The 25137-nt window shown below is 44.5% G+C and carries 20 protein-coding genes; 11 read left to right on the top strand and 9 right to left on the bottom strand.

From position 1 onward, the window contains the following. Positions 1-3: 3 nt before the first annotated feature. On the top strand, positions 4-1431 hold the full coding sequence (locus ABD036_RS04755) for an aldehyde dehydrogenase family protein (protein ID WP_343857026.1): 1428 nt from the start codon (positions 4-6) through the stop codon (positions 1429-1431). Between the two features lie 153 nt (positions 1432-1584). Here ABD036_RS04755 and ABD036_RS04750 read toward each other — a convergent pair whose 3' ends face one another. Then, positions 1585-2532 carry a hypothetical protein gene (locus ABD036_RS04750; RefSeq protein WP_343857025.1) on the bottom strand — a complete coding sequence of 316 codons (948 nt, stop codon included), beginning with the start codon at positions 2530-2532 and terminating at the stop codon, positions 1585-1587. Positions 2533-2960: 428 nt separating this feature from the next. Here ABD036_RS04750 and ABD036_RS04745 point away from each other — a divergent pair, with 428 nt between their 5' ends. Beyond that, a complete protein-coding gene (locus ABD036_RS04745) occupies positions 2961-3929 on the top strand; it encodes a transposase (RefSeq protein ID WP_343857023.1) in 969 nt (322 codons plus the stop codon). Between the two features lie 468 nt (positions 3930-4397). After that, positions 4398-5267, top strand: coding sequence for a class I SAM-dependent methyltransferase (locus ABD036_RS04740; protein WP_343857022.1), 870 nt, complete (start codon positions 4398-4400; stop codon positions 5265-5267). A gap of 378 nt (positions 5268-5645) precedes the next feature. Here the strand turns inward: ABD036_RS04740 and mutH are convergent, their stop codons facing one another. Beyond that, the gene (gene mutH / locus ABD036_RS04730; protein ID WP_343857993.1) at positions 5646-6323 is read right to left on the bottom strand and encodes a DNA mismatch repair endonuclease MutH; all 678 of its coding nucleotides are present in this window, start codon (positions 6321-6323) and stop codon (positions 5646-5648) included. A gap of 138 nt (positions 6324-6461) precedes the next feature. On the opposite strand from mutH, the gene rppH reads away from it, so the two are divergent. From rppH to ABD036_RS04695, 7 genes are all read left to right on the top strand, one after another. Further along, positions 6462-6989 (top strand): RNA pyrophosphohydrolase, encoded by a 528-nt coding sequence (rppH, locus tag ABD036_RS04725; RefSeq protein ID WP_343857990.1) that lies wholly within the window; start codon positions 6462-6464, stop codon positions 6987-6989. 6 nt (positions 6990-6995) lie between these two features. Next, complete coding sequence (gene ptsP, locus ABD036_RS04720; RefSeq protein WP_343857020.1) at positions 6996-9284, top strand: phosphoenolpyruvate--protein phosphotransferase; 2289 nt, start codon at positions 6996-6998, stop codon at positions 9282-9284. Then, entirely contained in the window at positions 9285-10085 is an 801-nt protein-coding gene (locus ABD036_RS04715; protein ID WP_343857018.1) for a sulfite exporter TauE/SafE family protein, read from the top strand. A gap of 8 nt (positions 10086-10093) precedes the next feature. Beyond that, positions 10094-10927: a prolipoprotein diacylglyceryl transferase gene (lgt, locus tag ABD036_RS04710; protein WP_343857016.1), complete on the top strand. Its 834-nt coding sequence runs from the start codon at positions 10094-10096 to the stop codon at positions 10925-10927. Beyond that, entirely contained in the window at positions 10928-11761 is an 834-nt protein-coding gene (locus tag ABD036_RS04705) for a thymidylate synthase (RefSeq protein ID WP_343857014.1), read from the top strand. It abuts the gene before it with no gap. A 243-nt stretch (positions 11762-12004) separates the two neighbouring features. Then, positions 12005-13027 (top strand): response regulator, encoded by a 1023-nt coding sequence (locus tag ABD036_RS04700; RefSeq protein ID WP_343857013.1) that lies wholly within the window; start codon positions 12005-12007, stop codon positions 13025-13027. Positions 13028-13030: 3 nt separating this feature from the next. Then, positions 13031-13984 (top strand): GGDEF domain-containing protein, encoded by a 954-nt coding sequence (locus ABD036_RS04695; protein WP_343857012.1) that lies wholly within the window; start codon positions 13031-13033, stop codon positions 13982-13984. A 66-nt stretch (positions 13985-14050) separates the two neighbouring features. On the opposite strand, the gene ABD036_RS04690 is transcribed toward ABD036_RS04695, so the two are convergent. From ABD036_RS04690 to rapA, 5 genes are all read right to left on the bottom strand, one after another. Continuing rightward, a complete protein-coding gene (locus tag ABD036_RS04690) occupies positions 14051-15418 on the bottom strand; it encodes an AmpG family muropeptide MFS transporter (protein WP_343857010.1) in 1368 nt (455 codons plus the stop codon). A gap of 175 nt (positions 15419-15593) precedes the next feature. Next, a complete protein-coding gene (locus ABD036_RS04685) occupies positions 15594-15917 on the bottom strand; it encodes a hypothetical protein (protein ID WP_343857008.1) in 324 nt (107 codons plus the stop codon). A gap of 163 nt (positions 15918-16080) precedes the next feature. Continuing rightward, on the bottom strand, positions 16081-17004 hold the full coding sequence (locus ABD036_RS04680; RefSeq protein ID WP_343857006.1) for a DUF3530 family protein: 924 nt from the start codon (positions 17002-17004) through the stop codon (positions 16081-16083). Between the two features lie 21 nt (positions 17005-17025). After that, a complete protein-coding gene (locus ABD036_RS04675) occupies positions 17026-17730 on the bottom strand; it encodes an RluA family pseudouridine synthase (RefSeq protein WP_343857004.1) in 705 nt (234 codons plus the stop codon). Positions 17731-17752: 22 nt separating this feature from the next. Next, positions 17753-20593, bottom strand: a complete 2841-nt coding sequence (gene rapA / locus ABD036_RS04670; RefSeq protein ID WP_343857002.1) for an RNA polymerase-associated protein RapA — start codon at positions 20591-20593, stop codon at positions 17753-17755. Between the two features lie 501 nt (positions 20594-21094). Between rapA and ABD036_RS04665 the strand changes: the two genes are divergently transcribed. Further along, complete coding sequence (locus ABD036_RS04665; protein ID WP_343856999.1) at positions 21095-22492, top strand: PhoH family protein; 1398 nt, start codon at positions 21095-21097, stop codon at positions 22490-22492. A 103-nt stretch (positions 22493-22595) separates the two neighbouring features. On the opposite strand, the gene ABD036_RS04660 is transcribed toward ABD036_RS04665, so the two are convergent. Together ABD036_RS04660 and cysG are read right to left on the bottom strand one after the other, a co-directional pair. Continuing rightward, positions 22596-23507 carry a transglutaminase-like domain-containing protein gene (locus tag ABD036_RS04660; RefSeq protein WP_343856997.1) on the bottom strand — a complete coding sequence of 304 codons (912 nt, stop codon included), beginning with the start codon at positions 23505-23507 and terminating at the stop codon, positions 22596-22598. 174 nt (positions 23508-23681) lie between these two features. Beyond that, the gene (gene cysG / locus ABD036_RS04655; RefSeq protein ID WP_343856996.1) at positions 23682-25064 is read right to left on the bottom strand and encodes a siroheme synthase CysG; all 1383 of its coding nucleotides are present in this window, start codon (positions 25062-25064) and stop codon (positions 23682-23684) included. Positions 25065-25137 lie beyond the last annotated feature (73 nt).

The raw sequence follows: 25137 nt of genomic DNA, 5'->3' as shown, positions 1-25137 counted from the left end.
CACATGTTGAACAAAGCGTATCCCTACTATTTAGCTAATAAAGCCGTGTATGCTAATCAAGATCTAGCGGTAACCAACAAATATACTGGTGAGACAGCAACAACAGTTGCTATGGCCAGTGCCGATGTGATTGACAAAGCCATAGCCGCAGCGGAAAAAAGCCAACCAGCCCTTACCGCAATGAAGCCTTATGAACGACAAAAGGTGTTAAATCATTGTGTAAAACGTTTTGAAGAACGCTTTGATGAGCTAGCGTATGCACTGTGCATTGAAGCGGGAAAACCGATTAAAGATGCCAGAGGCGAGGTCACTCGTCTAATTGATACCTTTAGGATTGCGGCTGAGGAATCCGTGCGTATCAAAGGTGAGGTGATGAATTTAGAAGTTACACCTCGCGCAAAAGGCTACCAAGGAATGTATAAAAAAGTGCCGATTGGCCCTTGTTCCTTCATATCGCCATTCAACTTCCCATTGAACCTAGCCGCGCACAAGGTAGCTCCAGCGTTAGCAGTAGGATGTGCGTTTGTACTCAAACCTGCTAGTCGTACACCACTAGGTGCTCTTATTATGGGGGAAGTGTTAGCAGAAACCGACTTGCCCGAAGGCGCATTTTCGATATTGCCTTGTAGTCGAGATGGTGCAGATTTGTTTACTACAGATGACAGATTCAAACTGTTAAGCTTTACCGGCTCACCAGATGTGGGTTGGGATCTCAAAGCTCGTGCTGGCAAGAAACCGGTAATTTTGGAGTTGGGTGGCAATGCGGGATGTATTGTTGACCATGATACTGATCTGGACGATGCCATCGAGCGCATCGTCTTTGGCGCATATTACCAGTCTGGGCAAAGCTGCATTAGTGTGCAGCGTATTTTGGTGCATGAGTCAATATATGCTGAATTCAAACAACGGTATATCGACAAGGTAGCGAATCTAGTACACGGCGACCCATTAGAGGAAAGTACCTTTATTGGCCCCATGATATCGGAGTCTGAAGCCAGCCGTTTGGAAAAATGGATAAATGAAGCTAAAGACAAGGGGGCTACAGTGTTATGTGGTGGCGAGCGTGATGGCGCTATGCTTCAAGCGACAATCTTAGAAAATGTGCCTCATGATGCCAAAATCAATGCAGACGAAGCATTTGGTCCAGTATCAGTGATCGCGCCTTTTAGCGATTTTGATGCGGCATTGGAAGAGGTGAATAATAGCCAATTTGGTTTGCAGGCTGGGGTGTTTACGCGAGATCTCTACAAAGCACACAAAGCCTGGGACGTGCTCGATGTAGGTGGCGTGGTGATCGGCGATGTGCCTAGTTGGCGAGTGGATAATATGCCTTATGGTGGTGTCAAAGAGTCCGGACTTGGGCGTGAAGGCATTCGATTTGCGATTGAAGATATGACTGAAATCCGTTTAATGGTGATCAGAACTCCCTAAGTCTTTACTTAATATGTCCCGCTGAACTAATAACGAATGGGTAGACGATTTGTTTACCCTTTTTTGTGGCTGACATTATTCTAATCTCAACAATAGCGGTTATGATTTCTCACAGGCTACTTCATTTCAGCATGGCAATATTGATCTTAAAAGTCACTTAATTAAGACTGGAGTCCTTCGTTGTGGGTTTTCAACCGGGGGGATTTTACGTTTGATATATGGATGCAGAAAATTCGATATCTGCGCTTCAGTATCATCGGGGAGGTGATGATTTTTCAAAACAAACACTTTGCGATTTTCTAAATTTAATTGATTGAGATGATCACCATAATATTGATCAAATAATTGCTGAAAACTGCCTTGGTTTGCTGCACAAGTCAGCCCCTCTAATATCCGTGTCGCAAGAATGTCATTGTCTTTGTTAACGTAAAAATAGACAGGCAGGGGGTAATAAATGACCGCGTATTGATCTACGATAAGATTAGAATGAACTTGTTGAAATCGCACCAGTTCAGGTAAAACTTCGTTTGCCCCTCGGGGAAAAGCAATAATGCGTTTGTTCGACAGCATAGCAAATAAACTATCATAGTTGACGGACGTATCGACACGAAGCTTCGCTTCTTGGAATATCAATGCGTCCACCCAACCCAAGCCAAAACCAAAGACAAGCTTTTGCATATCTTGAACCTTGCTAATCTGACTAAAGACGTGTTGATTGTCTTTATGCAACAGTGAAATTCTTACACCTTGGATCCCTCTTAATAACGGAAATGGAATGGCTCGCATAGAGTCATTGAGGTAGCCCGTGACCGGTGAACTCATAATGTTTATCAGTCGATTTTTCTTTATTAAAAGCGGGATGCGACTGGGGGGTAAATTCTCGTCGTATAGCTCTAGTTTATATTCTCCGTAGGATTCACGTGTGCACTCAAGTGCTAGATCTAACAAAGCGATAAAATAGGCTTGGCGCGGGTCTAGCTCACTCTGTGCTTTGGGGTATATGACGGTCAATTGACTAGCAGCAACAGGTGAAACAATGCCAAAGAGCACTATTATCGATAGCAAACTAACTATTCGAGATATAAGCTTTTTAAAGGACATTAACACTCTGGCAATCTTGAGTCTCAGAAACGCGTTAATTATTCTGATCTTACAAAGGCGGATGGCTTTAATATTGTAATACTGCAAAATAATTATCCACTAGTTTAGCAAATTAACCTGGCAGCAAAGAGTAGACGAATTATGGTTGTATTCTCCTTCGTTTCATCAAATTCATGTAGATGAATATTCACTATATTCCTAATTAGAATACATCAATTTAGTACTTTATATGCACAATTAATTTGCCCTGACCTAAAAAATGTTCAATTTTTTGTCGATTTGAGCCAATACCACTTTTTAACATGGACAGGCATCTTTGCTCACAATTTTTAAAATGGACAGGCACTCTTTCTAGACTTAAAACTGCACTAGGGCGGTCAGAATATTCAACTATGCTGTTTCAATATTACTTGTAAAAGGATTCATTAATGCCATTACCCAGGAACCGTCAAATAAGTTTGACAGATACACCTTATTATCATTGTGTATCTCGCTGTGTGCGTCGTGCATTTTTGTGTGGGGAAAACAAGGAGACAGGGCAAAATTACGAGCACAGGCGGCAATGGGTGGAAGACCGTTTATTATTTTTGGCTACCGTGTTTACCATAGATCTCTGTGCTTATGCTGTGATGAGTAATCATACACATGTGATACTGCATGTTGACCAAATCAAAGCGCAAAAACTAACCGACAAGGAGGTGGTACAACGATGGCAAAAAATGCACAAGCCGACCTTGCTGGTTCAAAGATTCATGGATTGCAGTTCGCCACAACTCACTGATGAAGAGTTCATTACCTTAAAATCAACTATATCGATATACCGTAAGCGATTGTTTGATATCAGCTGGTTTATGAAAGAGCTGAATGAATTTATTGCTAGGCAAGCCAACACTGAGGATGATTGTACCGGACATTTTTGGGAAGGTAGATTTAAGTCTCAGGCTTTATTGGATGAACACGCCCTCGCAGCATGTTTGGTGTATGTTGACTTAAATCCGATTCGCGCCCAAATGGCTGTATCACCCGAAACATCAAACCACACCAGTATTAAGCGACGGATAAATGATGCAAAGCGTGGTGCACAACCAAAAGAAATGATGCCATTTGTGGGTGATCCCAAGCTACACCAGCCCAAGGGACTGACATTCAATTTACAGGAATATATTCAATTAGTTGAATTAACTGCTCAGTCGATCCATCTAGGAAAACGAGCCAAAGCTAATATCATAGGTACCCCAATCCTTTCTAAACTTGGTTTTAATGAACATCAATGGAACGTCTTGAGCCAATGCTTCGAAATGACATTCAGCATATCAGCAGGAACAGTCGAATCATTGCGAAGATTCCAATCTCACACAAAACGCAAACGCATGACTGGAGCTTTAGTCAGGCTGTAACTAAACCAACGAAATTGAAATGCGTGTCATAGCTTAAGACTTTGCGTGTGCAAAAATCAGTGATGTTAGGGTTATGTGCGTCATTTATTACCCTTATTTGCCTGTTTTATCGAACAAAACCCATTCAAAGAACGAATCATTTTTTATTCTTAATATATTAATAATTTTCAAGCGTTGAATTTAGGAGTGCCTGTCCTTGCAAGTGTTTTTGCATGTGTATATATAAGTTGAAGCGTAAAGCGCCTATTTGAATTTTTACTCACTGCATCTCATCGAAGATGCGTAGTTTTTAGAAGGCCATTGTTGCCATTACTTTCATTTTCATTTTCATATTTATCGGTAGAGTAAAACCGTTAATCCAACGCAAGATATCCTCACTTAATCGTCAAAATCGAAGCGCTTCCTTGCCGAGGCTAGCTTTCTCTTCTAGTCTAAAGATCAATTGTGGAATTCAAAAGAGAGAACCTCATGACACCTTTCACTGTTAAGTTGATTGCTGCTGTTGCAGTCATAGTTTTGTCAAGCTGCTCAACGCAGTATCAGAATACATCGAAATCTTATGTCAATGAGATCAAAGCTGCGGTTGAAGCTAGGACACCGGAACAGCAGGCACGTGATAAGCATAGACATCCAATACAAACTTTGGCCTTATTTCAAGTCGAGCCAGGAATGACCGTCGCTGAAGCATTGCCCGGTGGAGGCTGGTACACTCAAATATTAGCTAACTATCTTGGACCTAAGGGGAAATTATACGGCATAAATTATGCCGATGATATGTGGCCTAGATTTGGATTTTTTGACCAAGCTACAATCGATAATTTTGTATCTAGAACGGCAGCTTTCAATACTATGGTGAATGGCTTTACTGATAATGGTATTGAAACTCAGGGGTTTACTTTTGCGACTCATCCCAAAGAGTTAGAAGGCACCGTTGACAGAGTGTTAGCAATTCGAGCTCTACACAACTTAAACCGTTTTGAATCTGAAGCCGGCACCATGACGCAGGCATTGAAAGTGATGTATGCTCTTCTCAAAAACGACGGTATGGTGGGCGTGGTGCAACATAGATTGCCTGAAAGTGCCTCAGATGAAGCTGCTGATGGAAGACGGGGGTATTTAAAAGAGTCTACCGTAATTCAAGCTTTTGAAAATGCGGGGTTTGTATTGGTAAGCAAGTCGGAAATAAATGCAAATCCCAATGACAATCCCGGACCAAGCGATATTGTCTGGCGATTACCACCTAGTCTCAATGGCGTTGGTGATGACGAAACCAAAAAATCTGCTATGCAGGCAATCGGCGAGTCAGACCGCATGACGTTGTTATTCAAGAAAAAATAAAATGGCGTTCGTTTTATCAGAGTAACTTTAATTATTCTGTTACATATTGACATTATTAAGCAAGCTTCTTAGGTAGCTTGTTTTGTTATTACTTGGTGAATCTAACAATAAGTCTTTCAATGTAACTCTGAATCTCGATTTAACCTTAGCCCTCAACTGTAACTATCTAGTGCATATGCAATTTAAGAAAATAAAACCCTCGTGGGCGAGTCTTGATCATTCCGCCATCTGCGCCGATGGCGTCGGTTAAGGCGCTTCCATCGGCTGCATTAAGACGAAACTGTAGTGCCTGTCCATGTTCTGCGCTTTAGGACTAAGTTTGGTGCCTGTCCATGAATTGATAGTAGTGCCTGTCCATGAATTGATAAGAAGGCAAAACTAGTCACTAAAAGCGTTTAAAAGAATTTGATGAGTAAACTGTTTGCGCAAATAGAACCCTCTTGGGCGAGTTTTGATCATTGAGCCATCTGCGCCGATGGCGTCGGTTAAGACGCTTCCATCGGCTGCTTTAGGACGAAGTTGTAGTGCCTGTCCATGTTTTGCAGTGATGTTTTCTATTTTACCCAATGCGATCATGTCCATGAGCTCTTCCCAATCGTTGCTCAGGGTGTTTAATTGAGTCTCGCTTGGATGCCACAGGCAGGCTGTAGCGACGCGTCTGTGTGCTGGTGCGATGGCTCGGTCTCCTTCGATAGGGACCCACAAAACACAGTTGAGCTTATTACGGACATTGCTGGCTTGCCAGGTGACTCCAGCAATATTGGTTAGCGGAGCGTAGCACACATAGGTGGTTTCCAGTGGCGCCCCAAAGCCGTCGATAGGTATGGTTTTTAATTCTACCCCTAAATGCGGAAAATCTTGCTGTGGTGACGATCCAGCGTCAGCCCCTAGGTACTTTTCTAGCAACTGACCAGTCCAGCCTTTTTCGCGCTTAAAGTTTATCGGCGTATGAATTCCTGCCGCTTCCGCTAACTCTCCCAACGTCAGCCCGGCCAGCGCCTGTGCGCGTTCGAGCAGTTGCGTAATACTTGTAGGGGGACTAGTCGCAGGTGAAATCAAGTGAATTCCTCTTGTTCCAAATTAAACCGACAATAACCAAGTGATTGTTAGGTCGATGATGATATTGCTTTGATTGGTTGTTAGTTTATGGAAGAATGGCAAAATATTAAAGAAATCAATCCCCCAGGAGTCAACGTGATTGATGCCGAAGGATTCCGCGCGAATGTCGGTATAGTGATTTGCAATAGGATGGGGCAAGTATTTTGGGCAAAGCGCTATGGGCAACATTCATGGCAGTTTCCACAAGGCGGAATAGATCAAGGTGAAACTGCTGAACAAGCAATGTATCGAGAGCTAAATGAGGAAGTTGGACTAAAACCAGAACACGTAAAGATATTAGGCGTAACTAAAAATTGGGTGCGGTATAAACTGCCCAAAAGGTTGATCCGTCAAGGCAGCAATCCAGTGTGTATTGGCCAAAAACAAAAGTGGTTTTTATTGCAGCTTGAATGCAATGAAGCCGACGTTGATGTATTGAGTTCAAGTCACCCTGAATTTGACGGCTGGCGTTGGGTGAGCTTTTGGTATCCGGTCCGTAACGTCGTGTCGTTCAAACGTGATGTATATCGCCGTGTGATGAAAGAATTTGTGCCTTTTGCTATGCCTACCTATGTCAAACAACACCAACCCCAACGGAGTCGTCGACGTAGAAGGCAATCTTAGGAAGCCATGCTTAGAACACTTAAACGTATTGTACAGGAAGTCAGTAAAATCCCTATTTTAGAGGATGCTCTGACGCACCTGACGCGTTGTATTACTGAGTCTATGAGCGTCGATTCCTGCACAATTTACTTAGCTGACCATGAACAACAACATTTTTTAATGATGGCTACAGACGGTCTTGATACGGCTGCGGTTGGCAAGGTTGCCGTCGGTTTCTCGGAAGGTTTGGTCGGTTTAATCGGTCAACGCGAAGAGCCGCTTAATATCGTAGATGCTCAGTCTCACCCGCGCTTTAAACATTACCCTGAAGTAAAAGAAGAAAAATACCACGCCTTCCTCGGTGCGCCTATTATTCATCAGCGTAAAGTGCTGGGCGTGCTTACTTTACAACAAAAGAAAAAGCGCAGATTCAGCGAAGATGAGGAGGCTTTCCTTGTTACCCTTGCCACTCAAATAGCACTAGAAATCGTACATGCTGAAACTCGCGGCTTTCTCTCTTTTGTCGACGAGAATAACCGTAATAAATGGCAACGAAAAATCTCTGGTGTACCCGGTTCATCGGGCTTGGCGATGGGTATCGGTTTTGTGCCCAACTTCAAGGTGACTCTTGACAGTCAGGTCGCCAAACGATCCAATCAACCTGATGCCGAAATTAGCAAATATCGTGACGCTGTGGGTATCACCAGAGGGCAAGTCGATGAGTTGTCTAAACGTGTTGAAGCCCAAGTGCCAAGTGACGTACAAGCGATATTTCAAATCTACAATCACTTGCTCGATGCAAATAGCTTAGGACACGAGGTTGAGGCTCGCATTAAAGACGGATGGGACGCCGCAAGTTCACTGAAATTTGTGGTGGAAAATTATATCCAACAATTTCGCAATATGAGCGATCCCTACATGCAAGAGCGTGCGGTGGATGTTGAAGATTTATCGAACCGGATTCTGGCCAATATTCTAGGCTCTGAAAGTCCATCACAGCGAAAAATAGGTTGTGATCAAGAAGCGATACTCGTTGCCGAAGAAGTTACAGCAACCATGCTTGCTGAGCATTCCACACTTAAACTTCGAGGCATAATTTCAGTGCGTGGCTCGAATAACTCGCACGCTGCAATTTTAGCCAGGGCCATGGGGCTACCTGCTGTTATGGGGCTTTCAAATGCGCCTTTGTCATTGCTTGATGGTAAAGAGCTGCTGGTGGATGGGTACTCAGGAGAAGTCATTGTTTCGCCTTCGACAAGCGTAAAGCGCGAGTTTGAGGCGCTGGTTAATGAAGAGCAAGAGCTATCCGACCGGATCTTAGAGCAAGCACATTTACCTTGTGTCACCAAAGACAACCACAGTATATCGCTGTTCATTAATGCTGGCTTGTCAGCGGAGATGGAAAATACCAATTTTACTTACGGTGAAGGCGTTGGTTTATATCGAACTGAAGTGCCCTTTATGCTCAGAGAGCGGTTTCCGTCTGAGCAAGAGCAGATGGTTCTTTATCGGCAAATGCTCGAATCAGCACCGGATAAACCGATAACAATGCGCACCTTGGATGTCGGTGGGGATAAACCCTTGCCGTATTTTCCTATTTCCGAAGAAAACCCGTTTTTGGGATGGCGCGGCATTCGTTTGACACTCGATCATCCCGAAATTTTTCTGGTGCAAATACGTGCCATGTTACGCGCTAATATTGGTTTGGGAAATTTGCAGATCATGTTACCTATGGTGACCTCAGTGTCGGAAGTGAGCGAGTCTAAAAGGCTCATTCGCCAAGCATTTCATGAGGTAAATGATGAAATTCGTGGCTCTGAATTACAACTGGTTATGCCTAAAATCGGCGTTATGTTGGAAGTTCCTGCTGTGCTTTATCAAATTCCACAATTAGCCAAGAAAGTCGATTTCTTTTCAGTTGGTAGCAATGACCTTACTCAGTATTTGCTCGCGGTAGATCGCAATAATTCGCGAGTTGCCGGATTATACGACAGTTATCATCCCGCAGTGCTAAGTGCGCTTAATAGTATTGTTGAGCAATCTCGGCGCTTCAATATTCCTATCACTGTCTGTGGTGAAATGGCGGGCGAGCCAGGTGGAGCAATCTTGTTAATGGCGATGGGGTACGACAAACTTAGCATGAATAGCCACAATTTATTAAAAGTGAAGTGGGTGATAAGAAGTGTCACTATGCAACATGCCACTCAGCTGTTGCACGACGTTTTAGAATGCGATAACCCCGAACAGGTCCGAGAGCAAGTTGATTTGTATTTAGAAATAATTGGTCTGGGTGGCCTTGTCAGAGCAGGTATTTAATTGTTAGATTTTCCCTTATTGTATCTCGTTTACTTGGCCCTTGGGGCCGTGGTCGGTGTTTTGGCAGGAATGTTAGGGATCGGTGGCGGCTTGATTATCGTGCCCGCGTTGCTTTATGTGTTTTTAAATGAGTTATCAATTCCACTGCAATTAGCGATGCCTATGGCTATCGCCACGTCATTATCGACCATTATCTTAACCAGTATGTCTTCCGCGTTAGCCCATTATAAACTGGGAAATATTCGCCGTTACTTGGTGGTGTGGTGCGCATTGGGTATTGGAGTCGGGGCGTTGCTCGGTCCTCAAATTGCAACAAGATTGGCGGCCGACGATTTGAAGAGCGTCTTCGCCGTGCTGGTTATCTTGATTGCGTTGCAAATGGTATTTATGAAACCCAAAAAATCTGACAAGCAGATTACCATCGCGACTTTGATAATTATTGGTATTGTCACAGGGATCATTTCAGCCTTTATGGGTATTGGTGGTGGTGCATTGATGGTGCCTGCCTTAATTTGGTTTAGAGTTGATATTCGACACGCCATTGGCTGTGCTGCTTTTTGTGGATTGATTATCGCTGTATTTGGTTCACTCAGCTTTATTCAGGCTGGCTGGTTTGTGGAAAATCTGCCAGCGGGGTCTTTTGGTTATATATATCTGCCGGCCGCATTAGGCATCGTTATCACGTCCATATTTACCGCACGACTGGGGGCTAAAATAAGTCACCACCTAGACACACAACGATTGAAACATATTTTTGCAGGCTTCTTAGTCATTGTAAGTCTGCGCATGCTATTAGGATAAACCCAACTATGTCACAAACTTATTACACCCTGCCACAAATTGACCCAGCGATATTCAATTGGGGAATACTCAGCCCTAAGTGGTACGGAATGATGTATTTAGTGGGGTTTGTGGCTGCTTGGTGGTTGGCAAATCGTCGACTCGAACGCACAGGTTGGAGTAAAGATCAGCTTAGTGATTTGCTTTTCTGGGGCTTCCTTGGCGTGATCATCGGTGGACGACTTGGCTACGTATTTTTTTATCAATTTGAACAATTTATCAATGATCCCATCTATTTGTTTAAGATCAACGAAGGTGGAATGTCGTTTCATGGCGGACTATTGGGCGTGATTGCTGCATTATGGTTATCAGCAAAACGATTAAAAGTGCCTTTCTTGGTGGTTGCCGATTTTGTCGCGCCTTTAGCGCCTATCGGATTGGGCGCTGGGAGGATTGGTAATTTTATTAACTCTGAACTTTGGGGGAGAACGACGGATGTACCTTGGGCGATAATCTTTCCTAATGCCGGTCCACAACCAAGACACCCATCACAATTATATGAGTTTGCGTTAGAAGGTGTGGTGCTATTTGCAATCTTATGGTTGTACTCTAAAAAGCCCCGACCGATAGGTGCGATCAGTGGCGTATTTTTGGTAGGATATGGGAGTTTTCGGTTCTTTATCGAATTCTTTAGACAGCCCGACGCGCATTTGATGGACTTGTACCTAGGCCTGTTCAGTCGCGGTCAAATGTTGTCGTTACCAATGATTATAGGTGGCATTGGGTTAATCATATGGGCATACAAATGCAATCAACCATTTGTGCCTGAACCAAAAAAATCTCCCAAGGGTAGGAAGGCTTAAATGCAACAATATCTCGATTTAATGCGCCACGTACTTGAGAATGGCACTAGAAAAGAAGACCGCACGGGCACGGGCACATTAAGTATTTTTGGTTATCAAATGCGCTTTGATTTGGCTGACGGCTTTCCGTTAATCACCACTAAAAAATGTCATTTACGTTCGATTATTCATGAATTGTTGTGGTTCATAAAAGGGCATACTAACATTGCCTATCTTAAAGAGAATGGTGTCAGTATTTGGGATGAATGGGCCACCCCAGAAGGTGAGTTAGGTCCTGTCTATGGTAAGCAATGGCGAAGTTGGGAAGGTGCCAATGGCGAGGTAGTCGATCAACTCAGTGATTTGTTGCAACAAATAAAAACCAATCCTGATTCTCGCAGACTGCTGCTCAGTGCCTGGAATCCGACCGTATTACCCGATACGTCAATGTCACCCAAAGAAAACGCCGCGGCAGGGAAACAAGCTTTGCCTCCGTGTCATACCATGTTTCAGTTCTATGTGATCGATAATAAATTGTCTTGCCAATTGTATCAGCGAAGTGGTGATATCTTTTTAGGTGTGCCCTTTAATATCGCAAGTTACGCGTTACTCACCATGATGATTGCACAAGTATGTGATCTTCAGCTTGGTGATTTCGTGCATACGTTTGGTGATGCTCATCTGTATACCAACCATCTAGAGCAAGCCAAGTTACAATTATCGCGACAGCCTTTTCCACTGCCAAAGATGCAGTTAAATCCGGACGTAAAAAGCTTGTTTGACTTCAGCATAGACGATTTCGAATTAGTCGGTTATCAAGCTCATCCGCATATCAAAGCAGCGGTCGCTATTTAAGCATGAAACTGTCAACGATCCCACTCTTTGACGTCAGATGAATTGTTAGCTGCTCATGTAAGTAAATATCAAAATGTGCCTCACAAAGATGACTTTTTGCTATTACAGTCTTACTATTACGTGAAGATTAAGTAAATTGATTGCAAGGTACTAATCAAATAACCGTTTTGTACCTGCAATGACGAGGTGCGTTGCTTTTTCGGCGATGTAAAAATACACACAAATGTCAGAGAAAATCTAATCATGACAACCAAAGTCCTTATTTGTGACGATTCAGGGTTTGCTAGAAAACAGATGGCTCGTTCGGTACCAGATGGCTGGGACGTTGAAATAAGTTTTGCCGAAAATGGTCAACAAGCTATCGAGCAAATAAAGCAGGGCAACGCAGATGTGATGTTCCTGGATCTAAACATGCCAGTAATGGACGGCTATCAAACCATGCAGGTCATCAAAGAACAAGACTTGCCGACTATGGTAGTCGTGGTGTCGGGAGATGTTCAGCCAGAAGCCCGCACGCGAATGATGAAAATGGGGGCGCTGGATTTCATCCGTAAGCCAGTGGACAATAAAAAGCTAACCACCATTTTAACGCAATATGGCATATATACTGGTGATGGCAAAGCGACCGAGCGTGCTAAAACAGCGCCACCTGCCGAGAAAACGACTGATCCACTGACTGAAAAGTTAGATGCTTATCGCGAAATGGCGAACGTGGCAATGGGGCAAGCAGGCGAAAAACTAGCGCAATTACTCAATCAATTTATCGACCTGCCTATTCCAAATGTCAATCTGATTGAAACCACTGAGTTGCACATGGCAATCGCCGAAATTAGCCGCAATGAAAGTGTATCAGCAATATCTCAGGGGTTTTTAAGTGCCGGGATCAGTGGCGAAGCACTATTAATTTTCAACGATTCTAATTTCGCTAACATGGTGAAACTGCTCAACTATAAGCACACTAAATTAAATAATCAGTTGGAGCTTGAAGCCTTAATGGATGTGACTAACATCATGGTCAGTGCTTGCTTAACGGCTCTGTCAGATCAATTAAATGTTAAATTCACCCACAACCATCCTATCGTACTAGGACAACACTGTGGCCTTGATGATTTGCTGAATACCAATGTGTCTCGTTGGAATAGAGTTCTGGCGATTGAGATTGGTTACGCCATTAAAAGTCAGTCAATCAACTTTGATTTGTTGTTGCTGTTCCCAGATAGGTCAATTGATTTAATGTTTGATAAACTTGTTAAGGTGGTTGAATAACGCATGGCGAATGATTTTAAAGATATTGATTCAATGCATTGGCAGTTTGATTTACTGGGTTCAATCGAAATCGGTTTAACTGTACTTGATCGAGACTTCAATGTGCTGGTTTGGAACCAGTTCATGGAGAACAATAGTGGGATTTTACCGAGCAAGATTAAAGGGAAATCGGTGTTTGATTTCTTTCCGGAAATCGATAAAGAATGGTTTACTATCAAGACAGAACCCGTGTTCAACCTCAAAAGCCCCGCGTTTATCATCTGGGAGCAGCGCTCCTTCTTATTTAAATTTGATACTAGTCGTCCGATCACATCTGCGTCAGATTTTATGTATCAAAACGTCACCGTATTTCCGTTAACGTCAGTAACTGGTGATGTGCAACAAATTTGTATTGTGGTTTACGACGTTACCGATGAAGCCCTCAATAAGAAGGGGATCCAGTCGCTCAACAAGCAACTTAAACAGATCAGTCGCGTAGACGGTCTTACTGGAGTTTTTAATCGACGCCACTGGGAAGAAACCTTTGCACTTGAACATAAACGGATAATGCGAAATAACTCGACAGGTTCAGTGATCATGCTCGACATTGATCACTTTAAAAAGGTCAATGATACTCACGGTCACCCCGCGGGCGATCACATTATCAAAACCTTGGCTCAGGTGATTAACAAGTCTGTGCGGGAAACTGACGTATGTGGACGCTATGGTGGTGAAGAGTTTGCAGTGCTATTAACCGAAACCAGTGCAGAAAATGCCTTGGTGGTCGCTGAGCGTATTCGTCGGTCATGCGAAAGCCTCACTCCCGAATACGAAGGTACTGTAATTCGATTTACCGTGAGTTTGGGGGTTGCTGAGGTGCATAAAACCTACAAAGATCACATGGTGTGGTTAGAAAAGGCTGATCAGGCACTATACAAGGCCAAAGAAGGCGGCAGAAATAAAGTCTGCTGTTTTTAAACGTTAAAGCTACAGGGTTTAGATCGTAATTCTGCCGAATTCTGCACCGACCGACTTCCTAAGCGTTTAGCTTGGGGGAGCGGGATGGTAGCGCTGCTCCAATTCAGCGATGTGGTCTTTAATGAAATACAACAAAACCAAACTGGGTATCACCATGACTGCGGTGAGAATGAAAAATGCAGCCCAATTGCCATTCATCCAATCAACAATAAACCCGCTGGCCGAGGCCATCATGGTTCGACTCAAGGTGCCCAACGAGGCCATCAAGGCGTATTGCGAAGCTGAAAATGCTTGATTGCACAATAGTGAAATAAAGGCTACAAGTGCCACTGAGCTCCATGCTGCAGTAAAACCATCGACAAAGATTGCGGCGGCAAATAACGCCTTGTTTGGTCCCACCACTGACATCAATGCAAACATAAGGTTACTTGCCGCCATCGCGATCCCGCCGGTCATCAGTCCACGATAGATTCCGTAGCGAATATTCACCATGCCACCAAGTACGGCAAACACTATAGTGACCCACCAATTCAACAGCTTGGAATAACTACCAATATCGCTGTTAGTAAAGCCTAATTCTTTGTAAAACACGATACTCATGCGGCCTAAAAATGCCTCGCCTATTTTGAATAGAAAAATAAATAACAAAATAGAAATGGCAATTTTAAAGGTATTACGGCTGAAAAAATCTCGGAACGGTTCAATCAAAGTTACCAGCAACCAATTAACCGCGCGCTCTAGGGAGTTCATGCTTTTATCACCTACCCATTGTTTCGCATACTTCACACTCGCGGCAGATTGTTGCGCTAGTCGGTCGGTAATGGGTTCATCACTGAAAAAAACCATGAGCATGAGCCCTGCCATCATGGCGGCCAAAACCAAATAAATCTCTGACCATTGCCAATTAGGCAGATCGGCAATAAAGAAAGGAATGGCGCCTAGCCCACCGAATCCGGTCCACCAACCTGCAGTGGCCATGGATGAGGCCGCAGCAAGTTTGTCTTTTTCATAGGGTTTAATGATATCAATGCGATAAGCATCGACGGCAATATCTTGAGTCGCTGAAAACACTGCGATAGAAAAGCCGACTAAGCCAATAATCAATAGATTATTTTCAACTGGGATCAGGGCCATGCCTAAACAGGCAAATACAATCATGAATTGTGAGGTGACTATCCAGCCGCGTCTTTGGCCCAACACGGGCGGTTTGATGCGATCTAGCAATGGCGACCAAAAGAAATTAATCGAGTAAGCAATGGTAATTGAGCCGAATAACCCAATAGAGGAACGGCTAAGTCCGGTTTCTTGTAACCACGCCGACAACGCCGAACCAATCATGACCCACGGGAATCCACTGGCGACGCCAAACAAAAAAACGAATAACAGGCGTTTGTCTTTGTAACATAACAACGTGGACTTCAGGGTTTCGCGCACAACAGCTCTACATCATGATGAAAACCGTATTGGATCATGTCTGCCCTTACAGTTCAATGTCTAATTTAAAGTCACAAGTGAAGTGCGCAAAAATAAGCTATTTATAATCGGGTGTGACTTGGAGGTTGAGTTGCAAAATAGTGGGATAGCGTTGATGGTGATTTTGATGATTGTGTTAGGGTCTAATACCAATGCAGTCGAGAGGGTACTGCCCGGCGCCCTCTAGGTAGCTAAGACAGGTTTCCATTTCTGAACGTAGATAGGGGTCTTGTAGCAATTTTTGTTCGGGCCAAAAATGTAGCTGATGAAGAAGGTGCCAAAACACTCTTTCTTTTTGGCTATAGGGCTCATTTTCACTTTTCTTAATATGCGCCCATTCCTCTAGGGTATCCCAGAAGTAAAGATCCACCTCTAAATAAGGTATTTTGTAAGACCAAAACCCTCTGACGAAATACGACAGCTGTTTGGCCTTTAAATCAATAAAATGTTGAATATTCACGAACCAATGGCTGAAAAAAGATTTATCGGATAGTGAAAGTATAGACGTCTATTACACCATTGCTGTGCCTTGGGCCTACAATTTTAATATCCATTTGAAATATGGGGAAATTTGGTGGCTTGAAATAGCCCAGTTACACACCCAGATGAGACCTTAACTGGCGCTACCAGCCCATATGCGTTAACCAACCGTATATCTCTTTTGCTAACCAAAGATACTGCTGTTGGTCCGGTTTCTGTCCCGTTAGCTCCCGTTGCCGATAGATCATTTTTAAAGCTTTATGTGCCGCGATTCTGCGGGCTTCAACGGTTTGCGTAGACCATGCTGGATCCCAAGGTGAATACACATCTAGTACTGGCATTTGAGTTGCCGCTAGCCACTGTGGGAACTGTTGATTGTAATGTCTATCTGGCCAGTAGGGACTGACTACAACCAATCCATCGGGGTTGCCTAACTTATTCTGGGCATATATTTTAGTTAACCAAGCGGCGCTGCTTCCTTGTGCAATGACAAGAAAAAAGCCAGGGTATTGTGCGGCTTTGGGTTCAATGGCGCGCATTTGTAAAATCAGCTGTTGCTCATGCTTTGCAAAGGCTTCGGAATCAATGTGACTATTGCCTTGATTCGGTAACTTTGGAATTGCAGCTTCTGAGCTATCAGTTTGCTCAGACTCTGTGAGAGATGTTTGCTCTTGCTGTGCCGTAGTTTGCTGTTGTTCTGCTTGATCTGCTTGAGCTTCTTGCTCGAGCGATGCCTCTGGCCAAAAGCCAACCAGTGGGGCGGGCATCACCATTGTCACCCAACCCACATCATTGAGTGTCTTGGTGAGCAGCTTGAGGCCATGTTGACTAAACGGGTTTCTGCCCGCTTCGCTTAGCAGTACCGCAACACCTCGAGTAATTGCAGTGTTGGACTCTTGAATGACTATCGCAATACTTTGTTCGCCAGCCAGTAGCATGTCATATTGATCAGCAAATTGGCCGTACTCTATGTCCTGTGCATCGACGTCGATGGATTGCTGCGCCAAAGCAGTCAAATTGACCGCTACGCTTAGCAGCAATGTACTCAGTTTAATCACAGTGCTCATAATCTAGGGAGTTTGCCATTTTTATATCGATATAAAAGGGTTATCGGTCTCAGCGCCGGCACACTTGAATGAAAACGGTGCGGGACAATCAAAATGCATGGGGGTTTGTGACTGAGGATGGGCAAATGCTAAGGATTTAGCATGTAATTGTAATCGTGATGCCGCCGCTAACGCAGCATCATTTGCGTACAATCGGTCACCTAAAATCGGATGACCTAAGCTTAGCATATGCACTCTTAATTGATGAGAGCGACCCGTAACAGGCGTGAGTTCGACTAAGGTTTCTGTGGTGTCGTACTCAAGCCGTTTAAAATGGGTTAATGCCGGTTTGCCCCGTTCATGATCGACCATTTGTTTAGGGCGGTTCGGCCAGTCACAAATTAAGGGTAATTCGACACTGCCTTGAGCGCTTTCAATTTGACCATACACCCTTGCTAGATACGACTTCTGCGTTTGTCTAAGTTCAAACGATTTAGACAATTTACGATGACTGTCCATGTTAAGCGCCATGACCATCAATCCGGATGTGGCCATGTCTAAACGATGGACAATGGTGGCCGTGGGGAATACCCGTTGAATGCGCAGTTGCAAGCTGTCTTTGTGCTCGGCGGCTTTACCTGGCACAGACAACAGCCCACTGGGTTTGTTTAATACCAAAATGTCATCATCTTGGTATTCGATCACAAAGCTCGGGCACTGCGAAGGAGCATAATGGATAATAGTCATATTTACCTAACCAAGCTCCTAATTAGTGATTGTTAACGATCAGTCGGACAGCTTCTAGATGCACTTCAGCATGACTTATCGCTTGGTGCAGTGCATCTTGCTGGATCCTTAGATAATCAATTTCTTCAGTTCGAATCGATGGGTTAATTTGACTTAACGCCAACATACGATTGAGCTCATCAGACAATTGCTCTTGCATGTCGTTAAGGCAATCCTGCTTGATCTGTTGCCCCTGTTTCGACGCGATATCACTAGCACGTTCAACGCTGGTGGTAATCTGTGTTTGCAGCGCATTGACCAGTTGGGTGGACATTTTAGGATTAACCGTTTCTAGTTGATAAAACACTTTGTCTGTTTGCAATCCTTTGGGGTCCACTATCACTTTAATCGGCGTTGGGGGCATAAAGCGGTCTATCTGCAGATGTTTTTCGGCTTTTGTTGATAATACAAATAAACACTCTAACCAGAAAAAGCCGGGTGGCAATGATTTATCGCGCTGCATGCCGATTGCGCTTTTACCATGTACATCTGTGGTAATGGTATCCATCGCATGCTGGACCATCGGGTGATCCCAGCTGAAAAAATGAACATGTTCCAGCGAGGTCGCGGTTTTTCTCTCATAGGTGATTGTCATGCCATCTTCTTCTAATCCCGGCAATTGGGTTAGCATCGATTCAGTTTGGCGCAGCAAATAGCAATCGTCGTCTTTTTCTTCTTGCAACACACCTATAGTATCGAGCAGTTGGGTCATGAACTTTTCTAAACGTGGCGAATCTTCCGCCTGTTGAATCGCTGCTAACAAGGGTTCAATTTTACCTTTACCTGATGAGTTTATTTCGAGTAGCTTGTCTCGCCCCTGCTCCAATTTACTGCGCAAGGCATGGTAGACAGTTTGGGTGTTCTCAATTAACTGCCGCTTGGCAATTTCATCATGGGGATTTTGCAAGGCTGTGAGTAATTGCTCTTCGAGCTCTTCATACACACTGGTGCCGACCGGGCAGGTTAGCTCAAGCGCATTGAGACCATCATGATACCAATCCAGCATGACATGCTGCGCCGAATTGATAAAAAACGGCACGTGGATTTTGACATCTTGGCGCTGACCGATGCGGTCTAAGCGTCCAATGCGTTGCTCCAATAGGTCAGGTACTTGCGGTAAATCAAATAGCACCAAATGATGGGCAAACTGGAAATTACGCCCTTCGCTACCAATCTCACTGCAAATGAGCACTTGTGCTCCTTCTTCTGATTGGGCGAAAAAGTTAGCAATGCGATCCCGCTCTACAATACTTTGGCCTTCGTGAAATAGGCCTGCGCGGATCCCCGTTTTACGTCTAATCGCCTCACTGAGCATTAGAGCGGTGGAAGCTTTTGCGCAGATAGTCAGTACTTTTTCGCCTTTTAGGCGCTGTAATTGGTCGATAAACCAATCAATCCGTGGGTCAAAATCAATCCAGGTATCTACAAACTCAGGGATCCGCTCTGGACTTAGCAATCGACTCGGATCTAACTCTAGATCCAGTGCTTGTTGATATTCTTCGGGCAAGGGTAACGGGTACGACAGTAGATGACGGCTCGGAAAACCCGCTACGCCAGCGCGGCTGTTTCGAAACAGTACGCGTCCGGTACCATGACGATCTAATAACTGTGAAATCAGTTTATCGCGCTGTTGCGAGGTCGCTTCATCGAGTTGCGCTAATAGCTCTTCTCCGGCGAATTGTGCAATCGCACGTTTTGCCTCGTCACTCAACTGCACCTTGTCTTTTGAGCTGGCCAACAAGGGTTCAATGGCTTGCGCAAGTTCAGCATAACGTTGCTCTTCAGCTACAAATTCGCTGTAACTGTGAAAGCGGTCCGGATCAAGCAGTCGAAGTCGAGCAAAGTGACTCTCATGACCTAATTGGTCGGGGGTGGCGGTAAGTAACAACACACCAGAGGTCACTTGAGCAAGCTGCTCTATCACTTGATATTCTTGTGATGGTTGACCAGCCGACCACGTCAGGTGGTGAGCTTCATCAACCACCATCAGGTCCCAATGAGCTTCGCATGCTTGTTGAAAGTAACGACTGTTGTGGGTCAGAAAATCAAGACTACAAAGCACCAACTGTTCTGCTTCAAAGGGATTGCCTTTATCTTCGGCCATGGCTTGGCAGCGCTCTTCGTCGAATATCGAAAAGGCCAGATTCACTCGCCGCAACATTTCTACTAACCATTGATGGACTAAGCTGTCTGGGACCACAATCAACACACGCTGGGCACGATTGGTCAGTAACTGCTGATGAATAATGAGCGCTGCCTCTATGGTTTTGCCCAAACCGACTTCATCGGCTAGCAGGACTCTAGGCGCATGACGTTGGCCTACTTCTGCAGCAATATGTAGCTGGTGCGGAATAATATCGACTCTAGCGCCAACAAAACCCAGTAGCTGTGACGTCGCGTGCTGAAATTGATGAGTGATACATTTCTCACGCAGATCAAACCATTTAGGATCATCAACCTGACCCGCTAACAATCTTTTTTGCGGTTGATTTAATTGGAAATGGTGGTCAATAAAGGTTTCTTTGAGTACCACGCTTTCTTGGTTGTCCAAACGCTTACCCGAATACGTCAACATGCCTTTGTCTTGAACAACTTTTTCAACCTGCATTTGCCATTGTTCATGGCTGGCAACCGTATCACCAATAGCAAAAGTAACCCGGGTCAATGGTGCACTGGCAGGCGCATAGGTACGGGTTTCACCTATGGCAGGAAATAATATTTCTACGGTGCGTTGATTGACGGCGACTATGGTGCCTAAACCCAGTTCGGATTCGGTATTGCTTAACCAACGTTGCCCTAAAGCAAAGTCGTTTGGATCTGACATAGTAACTATATCCAATAGGCTATTTAGCGTGATGTCACAAAAATAGTGAGTGCCGGTGCACGTACGACGCTAAAGTGATTTTAAACAGGAAGCAGATTATACCTGTTTCTGAATCAACATACAGTTGACTTGCTGCTCTTTGGTGGTTGCGATTGGTGCTTTTTACGTTATTTTCTATACACCGCGAGTTGGACCCACGCTTTTCAGTTTATCAATGTCGGATATTCAGACGCGGACGGCTCCAAAGTGGCAGTGCAGATAGCATTGCAAATCAGGCGGATTGGCAATGCGGCGGCTAACTCGACGGTTTTTATATGATGTGGAAGTGGTTTCACTTTAGGAATACCGCAATATTTATGCCGCACTAGCGAATTTTCGTACACTTTTTGCAGTTTGACAAAAGTAGGTGAAAGTCCCCAAAAAGTGGTTTATGGTTAATCTAACGGCTGCTATCTGGCTGTGAGCATATAAGTCCACTCGGACCGCACAATGGAGAACCGAATGCCGAAAAACCGTGATTCGCATACCAAGATCTATGTCCTAGACACCAATATTTTACTGCATGAACCGCTCGCCTTTTTATCGTTTAAAGAACACGATGTCATTGTTCCCATGACCGTTTTAGAAGAACTCGATTATATTAAAGACAGCAAAAAAGATGTCGCCCGTGACGCGAGAATGTCGATTCGAGCTATGGAAGACCTGCTCCATGACGCTACGCCAGAACAAATGATTGAAGGTGTTTCTATGCAAGGCTTGGGCTCGGGAGTTTCTGCGCCAACCGGTTACCTGTCAATTTTTGCCGATCACGGGCTAAATGTTGAGCATCAAGTTTTTACCAGCAACGAAAATGATAATCGCATTATCAATGCGGCATTGCACTTGCAGAAAATCCGCCATCCTCGGCAGGTCGTGTTAGTCACAAAAGATATCAATATGCGTCTTAAGGCCAAAGGTGCGGGTTTAGCGCAGGTACAAGACTATCGCACTGATCAATTGATCACCGATCTTAAATATTTATCCAAGGGCTATCATACCTTTGAGGGGAATTTTTGGGAGAGTGTGAAAACCGTGGACAGTCGTACAGAAGGCCGCGATACCATTCATACCATCGAGCGCAAGGTACTCCCAGAAGCCTACATCAACGAATTTCTAATCGATGAAGAGCAGCAATTTGCGGGGCTGGTAGAATCGATGACGAAGGACACGATTGAGGTATTAGATCTAGGTTACGATCGATTGATGGGACGCAATGCTTGGGGAATCTCACCTAAAAATATCGGTCAGGCAATGGCCTTACATGCATTGCTGGACCCGCACATTGATTTGGTCATACTTACCGGCCCGGCAGGCAGTGGTAAAACCCTTTTGGCTCTTGCCGCAGCGCTTGAAATGGTGGTCGAAAGAAACATGTATGACAAAATCATTGTCACTCGAAGTACTCCTGAAATTGCCGAGTCAATTGGGTTTTTACCGGGTACCGAAGAAGAGAAAATGGCCCCTTGGCTGGCGGCCATCACTGATTCATTGGAAGTGTTACATAAGCACGACGAAAATGTAAAAGGCTCTATGAGTTACATCATGGAAAAGGCCAATATACAGTTTAAATCGGTGAACTTCATGCGTGGCCGTAGTATTCAAAACGCCATTGTCATTTTAGATGAATCACAGAACCTGACGGCGTCGCAATTAAAAACCATTATTACCCGTTGTGGTGAAGGCACCAAATTAATCTGTGGCGGTAACTTAGCGCAAATTGATAGTAATTATTTGAGTGCAGTCACCTCTGGATTGACCTACTTGGTCGAAAAGTTCAAGAACTTCTCGGGCAGCGCAACCATGAATTTAGATGGAGTAGTAAGAAGCAGATTGGCGGAGTTTGCTGAAAAAGAGCTGTAATAGCGGACCGACTCTGCCTATTTAGTGGAACCGCGTCGAATAGGCCGAAGGTGTCGGCAAGTGCCCAATGGCGTTTAGCCGGTATAAGGGAATAACCACGGCCTCAAGGAATAACGACGCTCATGTAATTACCAATTGCAATTTGTCGTGCGGTTTCATCCGATACATCGCCAATACTCAGCAGCGCTGGACCAGTAGGCTCAATTAACACATGAGCGTTGCCGAGTATTTCAATGTCCCGTCCATCAGTGCGTTTGCCTAAATCAACCGCCAATAAAGCGTGGTTAGGGAGATACACAATTGCCATGCCTAGGTTGGGCAGCAATGAGCGGATCACTGCGGCAGTTAATACCGCTTTACTATCGCAATCCCCTCTATTGTTCACCAATACTTTAAGAGGTGAAAAAAATCCGGCGCCATTATTATCAATACGGCCCTCAAGCCGATCGTAGGGAATACTTTGAACCCAGCTGAGTAAGTGGTTGATAAACTCCTTGGTATTGCTGCCTTTCTCTAGTTGGCTATACAACGCCTGCGCAACAACCAGTACCTGCGCCTTGTTTTCCTCTATATAACGAAGATGATCAGGCAGTATACCGGTCTGCCCCATATGATCTGTAAATTCAATGTAATGATTGTCGCTGAGGTATTGCTGAAATGCAGTGCCTTGTGTTTCAGTCATGGTTTCAAGCCACTTTTGGCGCATTTGCGCAGAACGACTGGTTATCTTGAATTCAAGTCGATCTCCTCGTTGCACTATCTTTATCCGTGCTTCTTTAGGATTGATCTGCTGCGCTTGCTTCATTAATTCTACATAGATGTAGCGCTGCACAACTTGAGGCTTATATTCAGTTTGGGATTGTTGACTGGCATTAATCGCTTGTTTGTCGAGTGAAAATGTCAATTGTTGCGGTTGCTGTTGTTGATCAAGCCACTGATAGTTCATTGTCACTGTTGATGCATCGCTGGCTTTATTAAATTGGAGCTGTTGTGCGTTAGCCGTTAGGCTAAACATAGCGCTACAGAAGATAATGGCAATCCGATACAAAACGAATACTCAAGCAAACACACTCATTCAGTGCATGTTAGAGTCTACTTAGTTTTATCGCAAAAGTGTAATTAGGCTTTTAGACACGTTTTGGCCTTCTTACTGTGTATCGGATATTCGCGCATTGAGTGATACTTGTTGCTAGAGTTGATACCAGTTTAACGACTCTCTCAGCGACACCACAGTGCCCACAATAATCAGTGACGGTGGCTTTATTTGCGCCTGCTTTGCAATCGCTTGAATAGTACTGAGTGTGCCGGTCACAACACGCTGGTGGGGAAGGGTGGCAGATTCCACCATGGCAATCGGCATATCTGTCGACATACCGTGAGCAATCAGTTTTTCGCAAATAATCGGTAAACCCGTTAAGCCCATATAAAACACCACTGTTTGGTTCTTCTGTACCAGTGCAGGCCAGTCCAAATTAATACTGTCGTCTTTTAAATGGCCAGTCGCAAAAACTACAGATTGTGCGTGATCGCGATGGGTAAGGGGAATGCCTGCATAACTGGCGGCGCCGGTTGCAGCTGTGATACCAGGCACAACCTGAAAGCGAATATTGTGCTTCACTAAGGTTTCTAGCTCTTCTCCACCGCGACCGAAAATAAACGGATCGCCACCTTTAAGCCGGACTACTCTATTGCCTTTTAATGCCTCAGTGGCGAGCAATTGATTAATTTCCTGCTGTGGAACTGTGTGTTTGCTTTGCGCTTTTCCCACGTAGATTTTTTCGGCGTCACGGCGTACCAACTCCAAAATGTCTTTGGATACCAAACGGTCGTACACCACAACATCGGCTTTTTGCATTAAACGTAGGGCTTTAAACGTCAGTAAATCTGGATCGCCAGGACCGGCGCCAACTAAATAGACTTCTCCTTGTGCTTTTTGCTTATCGGGCGTGTTGAGTTTGTCAGCAAACATAGATTCGGCATCACTGAGATTGTCACTCAGAATTTGTTCCGCGATAGGACCATCCAACACCTCTTCCCAAAAATATCGACGGGCGGTAACCGATGAAAGTTTTTGTTTAACCGTGTCTCTAAAGCGTTCTGAGAACTCTCCCAGTTTGGCGATTTTTTGCGGGATCCAAGACTCCAATTTTTGACGCAAATAGCGCAGTAAAACAGGCGCGACCCCACCGCTACTAATGGCAATAATGATCGGTGAGCGGTCGATGATTGAAGGTGTGATGAATTTGCACAACGGCGTGTTGTCTACCACGTTGACGAGGATTCGATGGGCTGTTGCCAACGCATGAATATGGGCATTGGTGTCACTATTATCGGTTGCGACAAATATGAGATCACGCTGCGCAATGTCATCGTCTTCAAATGAGCGCTCTATTAAAGTTATACGACCTTCGCTTGCCATATTTTTGACCGTTTGACACACCCAGGGGGCAACGACCGTGATGGTGGCTTGGGTCTTGAGCAAGAGCTCAATTTTACGCGCTGCGACTTCTCCAGCACCGACAACCAGACAGTCTAGATGTTGAGAATCAATGAAAAGTGGAAAATAGCGCATTGCTAAACCCTATAAACGAAAATAACGAGTTACCTATACTTAGGATAACCAAATTTAATTATATACGCGGGAG

The sequence above is a fragment of the Aliiglaciecola litoralis genome (assembly GCF_039523355.1).
In the GTDB taxonomy this organism is placed as follows: Bacteria; Pseudomonadota; Gammaproteobacteria; order Enterobacterales; family Alteromonadaceae; genus Aliiglaciecola; species Aliiglaciecola litoralis.
The sequence above is the reverse complement of the archived record's forward strand: the minus strand, read 5'-3'. Positions and strand labels throughout refer to the sequence as shown.

Coding starts and splice junctions, on each gene's coding strand:
- lgt (WP_343857016.1), top strand. CDS start 10,094: ATGTCACAAACTTATTACACCCTGCCACAAATTGACCCAGCGATATTC.
- ABD036_RS04750 (WP_343857025.1), bottom strand. CDS start 2,532: ATGTCCTTTAAAAAGCTTATATCTCGAATAGTTAGTTTGCTATCGATA.
- ABD036_RS04695 (WP_343857012.1), top strand. CDS start 13,031: ATGGCGAATGATTTTAAAGATATTGATTCAATGCATTGGCAGTTTGAT.
- ABD036_RS04665 (WP_343856999.1), top strand. CDS start 21,095: ATGCCGAAAAACCGTGATTCGCATACCAAGATCTATGTCCTAGACACC.
- ABD036_RS04660 (WP_343856997.1), bottom strand. CDS start 23,507: ATGTTTAGCCTAACGGCTAACGCACAACAGCTCCAATTTAATAAAGCC.
- ABD036_RS04740 (WP_343857022.1), top strand. CDS start 4,398: ATGACACCTTTCACTGTTAAGTTGATTGCTGCTGTTGCAGTCATAGTT.
- ABD036_RS04745 (WP_343857023.1), top strand. CDS start 2,961: ATGCCATTACCCAGGAACCGTCAAATAAGTTTGACAGATACACCTTAT.
- ABD036_RS04680 (WP_343857006.1), bottom strand. CDS start 17,004: ATGAGCACTGTGATTAAACTGAGTACATTGCTGCTAAGCGTAGCGGTC.
- ABD036_RS04755 (WP_343857026.1), top strand. CDS start 4: ATGTTGAACAAAGCGTATCCCTACTATTTAGCTAATAAAGCCGTGTAT.
- ptsP (WP_343857020.1), top strand. CDS start 6,996: ATGCTTAGAACACTTAAACGTATTGTACAGGAAGTCAGTAAAATCCCT.
- ABD036_RS04700 (WP_343857013.1), top strand. CDS start 12,005: ATGACAACCAAAGTCCTTATTTGTGACGATTCAGGGTTTGCTAGAAAA.
- ABD036_RS04675 (WP_343857004.1), bottom strand. CDS start 17,730: ATGACTATTATCCATTATGCTCCTTCGCAGTGCCCGAGCTTTGTGATC.
- ABD036_RS04705 (WP_343857014.1), top strand. CDS start 10,928: ATGCAACAATATCTCGATTTAATGCGCCACGTACTTGAGAATGGCACT.
- rapA (WP_343857002.1), bottom strand. CDS start 20,593: ATGTCAGATCCAAACGACTTTGCTTTAGGGCAACGTTGGTTAAGCAAT.
- cysG (WP_343856996.1), bottom strand. CDS start 25,064: ATGCGCTATTTTCCACTTTTCATTGATTCTCAACATCTAGACTGTCTG.